The organism is Streptomyces botrytidirepellens, assembly GCF_003721215.1.
Lineage (GTDB): Bacteria > Actinomycetota > Actinomycetes > Streptomycetales > Streptomycetaceae > Streptomyces > Streptomyces himastatinicus.
Genome location: NZ_RIBZ01000764.1, coordinates 1 through 10,585 on the forward strand (window position 1 = coordinate 1; position 10,585 = coordinate 10,585).

The 10,585-nt window shown below is 73.4% G+C and carries 12 protein-coding genes and 1 pseudogene; 4 read left to right on the forward strand and 9 right to left on the reverse strand.

Translation table 11 applies throughout. The features are described 5' to 3' along the window. Positions 1-263 precede the first annotated feature (263 nt). Positions 264-1,010, reverse strand: a complete 747-nt coding sequence (locus tag EEJ42_RS38880) for an SDR family oxidoreductase (protein ID WP_123106872.1) — start codon at positions 1,008-1,010, stop codon at positions 264-266. A 183-nt stretch (positions 1,011-1,193) separates the two neighbouring features. On the opposite strand from EEJ42_RS38880, the gene EEJ42_RS38885 reads away from it, so the two are divergent. Next, positions 1,194-1,949, forward strand: coding sequence for a GntR family transcriptional regulator (locus EEJ42_RS38885; protein ID WP_123106873.1), 756 nt, complete (start codon positions 1,194-1,196; stop codon positions 1,947-1,949). Positions 1,950-2,026: 77 nt separating this feature from the next. Here EEJ42_RS38885 and EEJ42_RS38890 read toward each other — a convergent pair whose 3' ends face one another. After that, positions 2,027-3,217: an ROK family protein gene (locus EEJ42_RS38890; protein WP_123106874.1), complete on the reverse strand. Its 1,191-nt coding sequence runs from the start codon at positions 3,215-3,217 to the stop codon at positions 2,027-2,029. Positions 3,218-3,352: 135 nt separating this feature from the next. On the opposite strand from EEJ42_RS38890, the gene EEJ42_RS38895 reads away from it, so the two are divergent. Continuing rightward, a complete protein-coding gene (locus EEJ42_RS38895; RefSeq protein WP_123106875.1) occupies positions 3,353-3,772 on the forward strand; it encodes a hypothetical protein in 420 nt (139 codons plus the stop codon). Between the two features lie 3 nt (positions 3,773-3,775). Here the strand turns inward: EEJ42_RS38895 and mug are convergent, their stop codons facing one another. Genes mug through EEJ42_RS38910 form a run of 3 tightly spaced genes read right to left on the reverse strand, consistent with a single transcriptional unit; the run spans position 3,776 to position 6,623 of the window. After that, complete coding sequence (mug, locus tag EEJ42_RS38900; RefSeq protein WP_123106876.1) at positions 3,776-4,354, reverse strand: G/U mismatch-specific DNA glycosylase; 579 nt, start codon at positions 4,352-4,354, stop codon at positions 3,776-3,778. Positions 4,355-4,358: 4 nt separating this feature from the next. After that, on the reverse strand, positions 4,359-5,792 hold the full coding sequence (gene purB, locus EEJ42_RS38905) for an adenylosuccinate lyase (protein WP_123106881.1): 1,434 nt from the start codon (positions 5,790-5,792) through the stop codon (positions 4,359-4,361). Positions 5,793-5,852: 60 nt separating this feature from the next. After that, complete coding sequence (locus EEJ42_RS38910; RefSeq protein WP_123106877.1) at positions 5,853-6,623, reverse strand: SGNH/GDSL hydrolase family protein; 771 nt, start codon at positions 6,621-6,623, stop codon at positions 5,853-5,855. A 67-nt stretch (positions 6,624-6,690) separates the two neighbouring features. Here EEJ42_RS38910 and EEJ42_RS38915 point away from each other — a divergent pair, with 67 nt between their 5' ends. Both EEJ42_RS38915 and EEJ42_RS38920 read left to right on the forward strand, forming a co-directional pair. Then, positions 6,691-6,903 (forward strand): hypothetical protein, encoded by a 213-nt coding sequence (locus EEJ42_RS38915; RefSeq protein ID WP_246097644.1) that lies wholly within the window; start codon positions 6,691-6,693, stop codon positions 6,901-6,903. Positions 6,904-7,049: 146 nt separating this feature from the next. Continuing rightward, on the forward strand, positions 7,050-7,271 hold the full coding sequence (locus EEJ42_RS38920) for a hypothetical protein (RefSeq protein ID WP_039936516.1): 222 nt from the start codon (positions 7,050-7,052) through the stop codon (positions 7,269-7,271). Between the two features lie 71 nt (positions 7,272-7,342). On the opposite strand, the gene EEJ42_RS38925 is transcribed toward EEJ42_RS38920, so the two are convergent. The 4 genes and pseudogenes from EEJ42_RS38925 to EEJ42_RS51440 all read right to left on the reverse strand — a co-directional run. Continuing rightward, positions 7,343-8,347, reverse strand: a complete 1,005-nt coding sequence (locus EEJ42_RS38925; RefSeq protein ID WP_123106878.1) for a hemolysin family protein — start codon at positions 8,345-8,347, stop codon at positions 7,343-7,345. Further along, positions 8,344-9,729, reverse strand: a complete 1,386-nt coding sequence (locus EEJ42_RS38930) for a hemolysin family protein (protein WP_123106879.1) — start codon at positions 9,727-9,729, stop codon at positions 8,344-8,346. The genes EEJ42_RS38925 and EEJ42_RS38930 overlap by 4 nt, the downstream gene beginning before the upstream one ends. 114 nt (positions 9,730-9,843) lie before the next feature. Next, positions 9,844-10,269: a GNAT family N-acetyltransferase gene (locus EEJ42_RS38935; protein ID WP_123106880.1), complete on the reverse strand. Its 426-nt coding sequence runs from the start codon at positions 10,267-10,269 to the stop codon at positions 9,844-9,846. Positions 10,270-10,321: 52 nt separating this feature from the next. Then, positions 10,322-10,585, reverse strand: a pseudogene (locus tag EEJ42_RS51440) (hypothetical protein); the annotation flags it as partial.

The following is a 10,585-nucleotide window of genomic DNA, read 5'->3' on the forward strand; positions in this document are numbered from 1 at the left end:
CGGGCGCCGCCGACGCCACCCCCGACGCCGCGGCGGGCAGCGCCAGCGCCGCGGACGCGGCGGCTGACCCCTGGAGCACCGCGCGCCGCCCGATCCTTCTGCCGGATTCCGTCGCCATGGTGGAGCCTCCCGTTGCTCGTAGAACAGCTGTGCCGGTCTGTTGCTATCGGTGCGAGATGCCTCATTCCCGAACGCACAGTAAACAGCAGGCTCTTCCTGGGCTACCCAGCTACGGCTGCGGCCCGACTACGGCTGCGGCCCGACTACAGCCCGCCCGCCACCCGGAGCACGGCTCCCGTCGTGTACGACGCCTCCGGGGAGAGCAACCACGCCACCGCGCCCGCGATCTCCTCCGGCTCGCCCGGCCGCCCCATCGGCACCCGCTCCGCATTCCGCCACGGCCGCTCCGGGTCGCCCATCTGCGCGTGGATGTCGGTCAGCGTCATGCCCGGCTGGACCGAGTTGACCCGGATCCCCTCGGCGGCCAGCTCCTTCGACAGGCCCACCGTCATCGCGTCCACGGCAGCCTTGCTGGCCGCGTAGTGCACGTACTCCCCGGGGCTGCCGGTCGTCGCCGCACCGGAGGAGACGTTGACGATGGCGCCGCCGCGGCCGCCGTGCCGGGTGGACATCTCGCGCGCCGCGCGCCGTGCGCACAGCAGGGCGCCCGTCACGTTGACGTCCACGACCCGCCGCATCACCTCGGGCGAGGTTTCGGTGAAGCGGCCCAACGGCCCGGTGATCCCGGCGTTGTTGACCAGCCCGCTGATCGGGCCCAGGTCGGCGCGCACCGTGTCGAACATCGCCTCGACCTGCTCCTCGGAGCTCGTGTCGGCCTGGACGACGGCGGCCCGCACCCCCTCCGCGCGCACCAGCTCCGCGCACCGCTCGGCGGCTTCCCGGGCCCGCTCGTAGCCGATGGCGACGCTGTGCCCGGCGCGGGCCAGCCGCACCGCCACCGCCGCACCGATGCCCCGGCTTCCGCCCGTCACGACCGTGACCTGGTCCATTACCTCAGCTCCCGCCCCGTTACCGTCCCCGATGGAATGATCATGACGATAGCTGATCGGGCATTGGTCTTGACCAAGTATGTGCCCCGCCCTATGGTCGCATTGATACTGCAACAATCTTTAATAAATAAGCTCGCATAAGTCAGCTCGCTGAGTCAGCTCGCATAACAGGGGGAGATCAGGGTGGGGACCACACAGCTCGACACGGTGCCGGAGCCGAAGTACTGGCATCTGAAGACCGTGCTCAGCGACGCGCTCGACTCGGAGTTCGCGGTCGGGGAGATCCTGCCCAACGAGCGTGAGCTGGCCGCCCGTTTCGGCGTCGCCCGCGCCACCCTCCGGCAGGCCCTCGAACAGCTGGAACTGGAGGGCAGGCTCCAGCGCCGCCGCGGTGTCGGCACCACCGTCGCGCCGCCGCGCGTCGGCGTGGCCGTCGGGGACTACACCCACACCTGGACGGAGGCGGGCGACGACACCTGGTCGTGCGTCGACAGCGTCGAGGCGGTGCCGCCCGCCGCGGTCGTGCGGCTCCTCGACACCGACCCCGACGCCCCCGTGCACCAGGTGCGGCGCACCCGGGTGAGCCAGGGCCAGCCGCTCGCCGCCGAGCTGCTGTACGTACCGGCCGCCTCAGTTCCCGGCCTCGCCGCCATCGACACCCCCAGCGGACTGGCCCGCGCGCGTGCCGTGCTGCGCGAGCTGGGCCGGCTGAAGCTGGAGGGGCGGGAGCAGTCGGTTGAGCTGGGGTCGGCCCGGGCGGACGACGCCAAGGAGCTGGACCGGCTGCCCGGCGCCCCCGTCCTCGTGGTGACCACCCGCTATGTGGCGGAGAACCGCACCGCGGCGGTCGCCGTGGCCACGTACCGCGCCGACACCTGCCGCCTCACCTTCGGCGACGCGAACGGCGACGCGAACGGCGTGGAGCTGCTGGCGGGCTGATCCGGCGGGCGGCCGAAAGGGTCTCAGCCCGGTCGCGTGCCGAAAGGGGCTCAGCGGCAGTCGCGTGCGGAAGGCGCTCAGCGACGGGCGCGGCGCGCGGTGACCGTGCTGTCCACCGCGAACAGCTCCGCCTCCACATGGTCCAGCGCCAGCCGCAGCGCGCCCGTCGTCACCGCGGCCTCGCCCAGCAGCGACTGGGCGACCTGCGGCGGGCGCAGGCAGTAACGGGCCAGTTCGTCGCGGAGCGGGTCCAGCATGCCGTCAAGATCCGTGGCCCAGCCGCCCACCACGACCACCTCGGGATCGAGCGCCAGCACCAGGGCCGCCGTGTCGTGCACCAGCCGCCGGATGAAGCGGTCCACGGCCGCGCGCGCCCGGGCGTCGCCGTCCCGGGCTAGCGCGAAGACCCGTACGACCTGCGCCTCGTCCAGCGGGTTCAGCGGTTCGCCGGTGGTGGAGAGCACCTGTTCCGGGCTGGCCTCGCGGCCCAGCAGGTGCAGCGCGCCGATCTCCCCGGCCGCGCCGCCGTAGCCGCGGTGCAGCCGCCCGCCGATCAGCGACCCGGCGCCCGGGCTCAGTCCCGCCAGTACGAAGACGACGTCGTCCGAGCCGACCGCGGCGCCCTTCCAGTGCTCGGCCACGGCCGCGGTGTTCGCGTCGTTCTCCACCAGCACCGGGCACCGGAAGGAGCGCCGCAGCCGCTCGCCGAGCGGCAGGCCCGTCCAGCCCGGCAGGGCGGTGCACAGATGGACGGTGCCGTCGGCCTCCACGATGCCGGGGCTGCCCACGCCGACCGCCCGCAGCGAGTGGCGTTCGACCCCGGCGTGCCGGAGCAGCTCCGCCACGGCGGCCCGCACCCGCTCCAGCCGCTCGTCCGCGGGTGCCTTCTCGGACACCTCGCGCACCGTCGAGCCGAGCGCACGTCCGTCCAGGTCCGACAGCAGGGCGGCGACCCGGTGCGCCCCTATCTCTATGCCCAGCAGATGCCCGGCCTCGGCGCGGAAGCGGAAGCGGCGCGCGGGGCGGCCCTGGCGGCGGACGCCGCCCTCCTCGGCGGGCACCTCGGCCGCGAGCCCGCTGTCGATCAGCCCGTCGACCACGCCCTCGACCGTGGGCCGGGACAGGCCGGTGGCCAGGGTGAGGTCGGTGAGGGACGCGGAGGCGGCGTCCGGCGGAGCGGAAGCGGTGGCGGCGCGCAGCGCCTGGAGCACCACGGCGGAGTTGATGCGCCGCAGCAGGGACGGATCCCCGCCGGTCAGCCGCCCCACGTCGGTCCCCCTCCCACTGCGTGTGTGCCGGATCGTATCTGCTGGGGGCGGGCACGGCGAGCCACCTGCGAACCCGTGCCCGTCCGGGCACCTGACGGGCGGCCAGATGTCGGTCCCGGGCTGTTTACTGATGGCATGACCAGTACGGCGGACCACCTGGCCACGATCGAGGCGCTCCGGGCCCGGGACTTCCCCGCGCAGCGCCGCGGCCCGGGGTTCCACGTCGCCGACCTCCGGGTGAGCGAGGACTTCTGGGACGCGGACCTGACCCGGGTGGAGGAGGTGCTGGAGGAGTTCGAGGCCGAGCTGGGCGTCCTCGTCCAGGTGCTGACCTTACGGTGGGGCGCCCCTCGGGTCCTCGACCTCGCGGACGTCCTGGAGCGGTCGGCGATGGGGGAGCCGGTTCCGCCGCCGCTCGACGACCTGTGCGGCTACGTACCCGAGCTGTACGTCTGGCGCGTGGACGGGCGCTGGGTCGGGCTCGGGGTGGGGCAGGGCGACCGCGAGCTGCCGTTCCAGCTGCTGGTGGCGATAGGGGAGTCGGGCGTCGGCTGACGTTCAGGCGGTGCCCTGGTCTCCCGCGTCCGCGTCCGCGTGCGCCTCGGCGGCGGCGCGCAGCCGGGCGTACTCCTCCGCCATCGCCGCCTTCGTCCAGTGCGCGTTGAGCCCGCTGGGGTTGGGCAGGGCCCATATCCGGGTGTCGCCGATGGTCCGTTCCTGCGGTCCGATCTTCGCCCGTTTGTCGCCGAACGCGATCCGGTAGGCGGTGACGCCCGCCACCGCGAGCCAGCGCGGCCGCAGGCGGCGGACCTTCTCCTCCAGGATCCGGCCGCCCTCCCGGTACTCCTCGTCGGTCAGCTCGTCGGCACGGGCGCTGGCCCGGGCGACCACATTGGTGATGCCCAGGCCGTAGGACGGCAGCTCCCCCTGCTCGGAGGGGTGCAGCAGTCTCGGGGTGAACCCCGAGGCGTGCAGCACGGGCCAGAACCGGTTGCCGGGGCGGGCGAAGTGGTGGCCGGTGGCGGCGGTCATCAGCCCGGGGTTGATGCCGCAGAAGAGGACCCGCAGACCGTCCCCGACCACATCGGGCACGATGCGGTCGCGGGCGGCCTCCAGTTCCTCGGGCGTCGGGGGCACGGCGTCAGAGGATCGACGCCGGTGCGTACGCCGCCGCCTCGGGGTGCTGCTTGATGATCTCCTCGATCCGGCCGACCACCGTGCCGACCTGGTCGGCGGCGGCGCCCGTGAAGGACAGCTTGTCCGCCATCAGCGCCTCCAGCTCCGCCCGGTCCAGCGGAATCCGCTCATCCGCGGCGAGAGAGTCGAGCAGCTCGTTGCGCTCGGCGCCCTGCTCGCGCATCGCGAGGGCGGCGGCGACCGCGTGCTCCTTGATCGCCTCATGGGCGATCTCGCGGCCCACCCCGGCCCGTACGGCGCCCATCAGCACCTTGGTGGTGGCGAGGAAGGGCAGGTAGCGGTCCAGCTCGCGGGCGACGACGGCGGGGAAGGCGCCGAACTCGTCGAGCACGGTCAGGAAGGTCTCCAGCAGTCCGTCGAAGGCGAAGAACGCGTCCGGCAGCGCGACCCGGCGCACCACCGAGCAGGACACATCGCCCTCGTTCCACTGGTCGCCCGCCAGCTCGCCGGTCATCGAGGCGTAGCCGCGCAGGATCACGGCGAGGCCGTTGACGCGCTCGCAGGAGCGGGTGTTCATCTTGTGCGGCATCGCGGACGAACCGACCTGGCCCGGCTTGAAGCCCTCGGTCACCAGCTCGTGCCCGGCCATCAGCCGGATCGTCTTGGCCAGCGAGGACGGGGCCGCGGCCAGCTGCACCAGGGCGGTGACGACCTCGTAGTCCAGTGAGCGCGGGTAGACCTGGCCGACCGAGGTGAACGCCTGCGCGAAGCCCAGGTGACCGGCGATCCGCCGCTCCAGCTCGGCCAGCTTCTGCGCGTCCCCGCCGAGCAGGTCCAGCATGTCCTGCGCGGTGCCGACCGGGCCCTTGATGCCGCGCAGCGGGTACCGGCCGAGCAGCTCCTCCACGCGCCCGTAGGCGACCAGCAGCTCGTCCGCCGCGGTCGCGAAGCGCTTGCCGAGCGTGGTGGCCTGCGCGGCGACGTTGTGCGAGCGGCCCGCCATCACCAGCTCGGCGTGGTCGGCGGCCAGCTTGCCGAGCCGGGCCAGCACGGCGACCGTACGGTCCCGCACCAGTTCCAGGGAGAGCCTGGTCTGGAGCTGCTCGACGTTCTCGGTGAGGTCGCGGGAGGTCATGCCCTTGTGCACGTGCTCATGACCGGCGAGGGCGTTGAACTCCTCGATGCGGGCCTTCACATCGTGCCGGGTGACCTTCTCGCGCTCGGCGATCGAGGCGAGGTCGACGTCCTCCAGGACCCGTTCGTAGTCGGCGAGGGCGGTGTCCGGCACCTCGATGCCCAGGTCCTTCTGGGCACGCAGGACGGCGAGCCACAGCCGCCGCTCCAGCGTCACCTTGTACTCGGGGGACCACAGGACGGCCAGCTCCGCGGAGGCGTAGCGGCCGGCCAGGACGTTCGGAATGCGCGGCTTACCAGTCACGTGCACAGAGTCTACTGGGCGTATCCCCAGGCCAGACCGGTGCCCACCGGTCTGCCCCGGTCAGCCCTCGTACGGCAGGAGTTCGCCCCGCTTCGGCGCCCGGCCGTCGCCCGAGGAACGGCCCGTCACCCGGCGGGCGATCCACGGGCCCAGGTGCTCGCGGGCGAAGCGCGCGTCCGAGGTGCGGCGGGCCAGCCAGCCCGGGCGGACCGCGGGCGGCAGCGGAGCGTCCCAGTCCTCCTCCGGCTCGTGGCCCAGCGCCTGCCAGACGGCCTCGGCGACCCGGCGGTGCCCCTCGGCGTTCAGATGGAGCCGGTCGTCCGCCCACATCCGGGGGTCGCCGACCGCCTCGGAGGCGTACAGGTCCACGACGATCGCGTCATGCCGCGCGGCCAGCTCGTCCACGAAGGAGAACAGCCGGTCCATCCGCGGGTGGAACCGCTCCATCACCGGACCGCGCCGCCCCGGGCTGCGCATCAGCACCAGCTGCTTGCAGCTGGGCGCGAGCCGCTCGGCCGCCTCCTCCAGGAGGCCGCACACCCGTCCGATGTCGCATTTCGGCCGCAGGACGTCGTTCCCGCCGCCGACCAGCGTCACCAGGTCCGCGCCCATCGCGGCGGCCGGGCCCGTCTGCTCGTCCACGATCTGGCCGATCAGCTTCCCGCGCACCGCGAGATTGGCGTACCGGAAGCCGGGGGTGCGGGCCGCCAGCCGGGCGGCGAGCAGATCCGCCCAGCCGCGGTAGCCGCCGTCGGGGAGGGCGTCGGACATGCCCTCGGTGAAGGAGTCGCCGACCGCGACAAAGCTTGTATAGGTGGTGTTCGTCTGCATGGCTCGGACGATCTTATCCGGTGCACGCGGGCTGCGCGGAGGCCGTGGCGCGCGCATCATGAGCCGCATGGCGATGACCCACATCTATTTCGAGGGCGGAGCCCGGAACGGCACGACGGCGAGCTGGAACCTCGAACCCGGCGCGGACATCTACGACGACAACATCTTCCGGCCGCCCGAGCTGTACCGGCGGACGGACCGCACCAAGGTGATCGGGCACGTCGAATACGTCGTCTTCCGCTACGACCCGGCGGGCGCGCGCCCCGGCCGCCGCCCCTGAGCCCTTGCGGCGGATGGCCGGGAATCTCCGGCCGGGGCGGCGCGCGGATGCAAACGGGTCGCTCGGTTGGACGGAGCAGGGTTCCGGACGGAGCGGAGTAGGGCAGTCTGGTCCGCGTGGATGCCTTTGAATGCGACCGTACGACGATGGCGATCGTCGCCGCCGCCCTCGCCGACGACGGTGAGGGTGCGGCGGCCCTGCTGGAGCCGCTGGAGACGCGCGATGTGTGCCGGGTCGCCGTCCGGCTCGCCGCGATGGCCGCCGACGCGCTGCTGGCCGTGGCCGAGGAGGGCGGCGGCGGACGGGAGGAGGCGCTGGCGCACTGGCAGGCGTGCATCATCGCCCATGAGTCCAGACGGGACCAGTGACGGCCCGGGTCAGCCGCTCCCCGTCACACCGCCTCGTCACGTGCGTCATGTCATTGCGCTCGTCGCGCTCGTCACGTCACCAGCAGGCGCAGCACGTCCTCCATCGTGACCAGGCCCTCCAATCGCCCCTCCGCGTCGATGACGGGCGCGAGATGGGTGCCGCTGTCGCGCATCGCGGTGAGCACGTCGTCCAGCGGCGTCTGCGACCGCACCCGGGCGACCGGCCGCAGCTGATCGGGGCGGAACGGAACGTCGCGCGGATGTGCGTCCAGCGCGTCCTTCACGTGCAGATAGCCCAGGATCCGCCCGGAGTCGTCGATCACGGGGAAGCGGGAGAAGCCCGTTTCGGCCGACATCCGCTCCAGCTCCTCGGGGGTCACCCCGCTCCGCGCCGAGACCACCCGGTCCATCGGCAGCACCACGTCCCGCACCGGCCGCCGGCCCAGCTCCAGCGCGTCCCGCAGCCGCTCGGCACCGCGGTCGTCCAGCAGCCCGGCCTCGCTGGAGTCCGCGACCATGCGCGCCAGTTCGTCATCCGAGAAGGTCGCCGCCACCTCGCCCCGGGGCTGGACCCGCATCAGCTTCAGCAGACCGTTGGCGAACGCGTTGATCGCGAAGATGACCGGGCGCAGCGCCCGCGCGAGCCCCACCAGCGACGGCCCGAGCAGCAGCGCGGAGCGCACCGGCTCGGCCAGCGCCACGTTCTTCGGCACCATCTCGCCGACCAGCATGTGCAGATACGTCGCCAGGCTCAGCGCGATCACGAACGAGACGGGATGGACCAGTCCGAGCGACAGCCCGGCCGCGTGGAACAGCGGCTCCAGCAGATGCGCGATGGCCGGTTCCGCGACGGCACCCAGCACCAGCGTGCACAGCGTGATGCCGAGCTGGGCCGCGGCCAGCAGCGCGGAGACGTGTTCGAGCCCCCACAGCACGGCCCGCGCCCGGCGGTCGCCCCGCTCGGCGTACGGTTCGATCTGGCTGCGCCGCACCGAGATCAGGGCGAACTCGGCGCCCACGAAGAAGGCGTTCGCGACCAGCGTCAGCAGGCCGATCAGCAGTTGGACGGCGATCATGGGCCCGCCCCGCCGTCGTCCCGGCCCCGGTCCCGGCCCCGACCGTGGTCCCGCCAGTGGCCCAGGCCGTGGTCATGGGGGAGCGGGGCGTGCAGCCGTACCCGGGCGGCGCGGTGGCCCGCCGCGTTCACCACCTCCATCCGCCAGCCCTCCGACCGGACCGTGTCGCCCACGACCGGGATGCGGCCCAGCTCGGCCGCGATCAGCCCGGCCAGCGTCTCGTACGGCCCCGGGGGCACTCGCAGCCCGATCGCCTCCAGCTGATCGACCCGGGCGGCGCCCTCCGCGTCGTACACCGCCCGGCCCTCGGCGTCCTCGCCCGCCGGGACCAGGCCCGGGGTCTCGTGCGGATCGTGCTCGTCGCGTACCTCGCCGACCACCTCCTCGACGATGTCCTCCAGGGTGACGACCCCGGCCGTGCCGCCGTACTCGTCGATGACCACGGCCATGCTGCGCCTGACCGAGAGCCGGTCCAGCAGCCGGTCCACGGTGAGCGACTCGGGGACCAGCAGGGCCTCGTGCATCAGCTCGGACACCGGATGGCGCGGCCGCGCCTCGGCGGGGATCGCGAGGACGTCCTTGATGTGGACGATGCCGGCCACCGCGTCCAGGCTGTCGCGGTGGACGGGGAAGCGGGACAGGCCGGTGGCGCGGGTCGCGTTGGCCACGTCCTCGGCGGTGGCCCGTACGTCCAGCGCGATCACCTGCACCCGGGGCGTCATCACGTTCTGCGCGGTCAGCCCGCCCAGATTGAGGGTGCGGACGAACAGCTCCGCGGTGTCCTCCTCCAGCGAGCCCTCCTTCGCGGAGTGCCGGGCCAGCGCGATCAGCTCCTGCGGGCCGCGCGTCGACGCCAGCTCCTCGGTGGGCTCCAGGCCCATCCGGCGCACCAGGTGGTTGGCGGTGTTGTTGAGGTGGCCGATCAGCGGGCGGAAGGCCGCGCTGAAGACGCGCTGCGGAGTGGCGACGGCCCGCGCGACCGGCAGCGGACGGGAGATCGCCCAGTTCTTGGGGACCAGCTCGCCGACCACCATCATCACCACCGTCGACAGGGCGGTGCCGATCACGAGGGCCACCGAGTGGGACGCGGAGCGGGGCACCCCGAGCGCGGTGAGCGGCCCGCCCAGCAGCGCGGCGATGGACGGCTCGGCGAGCATGCCCACGACCAGATTGGTGACGGTGATGCCGAGCTGCGCGCCGGAGAGCTGGTACGTCAGCCCGCGCACGGCCTTCAGCGCGCTCGCCGCACCGCGCTCGCCGCGCTCCACCGCCTGCTCCAGCTCGCTGCGCTCGACCGTGGTCAGCGAGAACTCCGCCGCCACGAAGGCGCCGCATGCGAGCGCCAGCAGGAGCGCCACGACCAGGAGGAGGACTTCGGTCATCGGTTCACCTCCGTCCCATGATCCGGCAGGGCCCGGAGGAGCGCGCGGCGGGAGACGCCGCGCACTCTCATCGTAAGGGCGCGGCAAAGGCCCGCGCCGGGGCAAAGGCCCGCGTCAGGGCGTCAGCGGCTTCACCCAGCGGCTCCACTGCGGCTCCCGGGCGTACCCGGCCGCGCTCCACGCGTGGTGGGCGAGCGCGTTCTCGTCGAGCACCATGGCGTCCCCGCGCCGCCCGCCCAGCGCCGCGAACCGCTCCTCGGCCGCGTCCAGCAGCGCGGTCGCCACGCCCCGGCGGCGGTGGGCGGGGTGGACGGCGAGCCGGTACAGATGGCAGCGCCAGCCGTCGAAGCCCGCTATGACGGTCCCGGCGAGCGTCCCGTCCCGCTCGGCCAGCAGCAGCGACTCGGCGTCCCGGGCGATCAGCCGGGCCACCCCGTCCCGGTCGTCGCTGATGCTCGTTCCTTCCGCGGCCTCGCGCCAGAAGGCGAGCACGGTGTCGACGTCCGAGGGGGTGGCATGGCGGATTCGAAGATCACTCATGGGGCGAGCCAAGCAGAGCGCCGAGCCGTCTGGCGAACCATTTCCGGAGGCTTCAGCGGGTGCACGGGTGCAGCGGGCGCCAGGCGTCGGTGGCGGTCGCTGCGAGCACGAGCGGGCCGAGGACGACCAGCAGCAGGACGGGGGACATGGTCAGCAGGACCGCGGCGGCGGCCGTGGACCCGGCCAGCAGTACGGGGGCGAGCGGCTGCCCCGGCACCGACCGGAACGCCGCGGCGAGGACCGCGCGCCAGCGCAGCCCGTCCCGCCACGCCGCGGCGCACCGCAGCCCCAGCGCGGCGAGGGCGGCCGCAGCGAC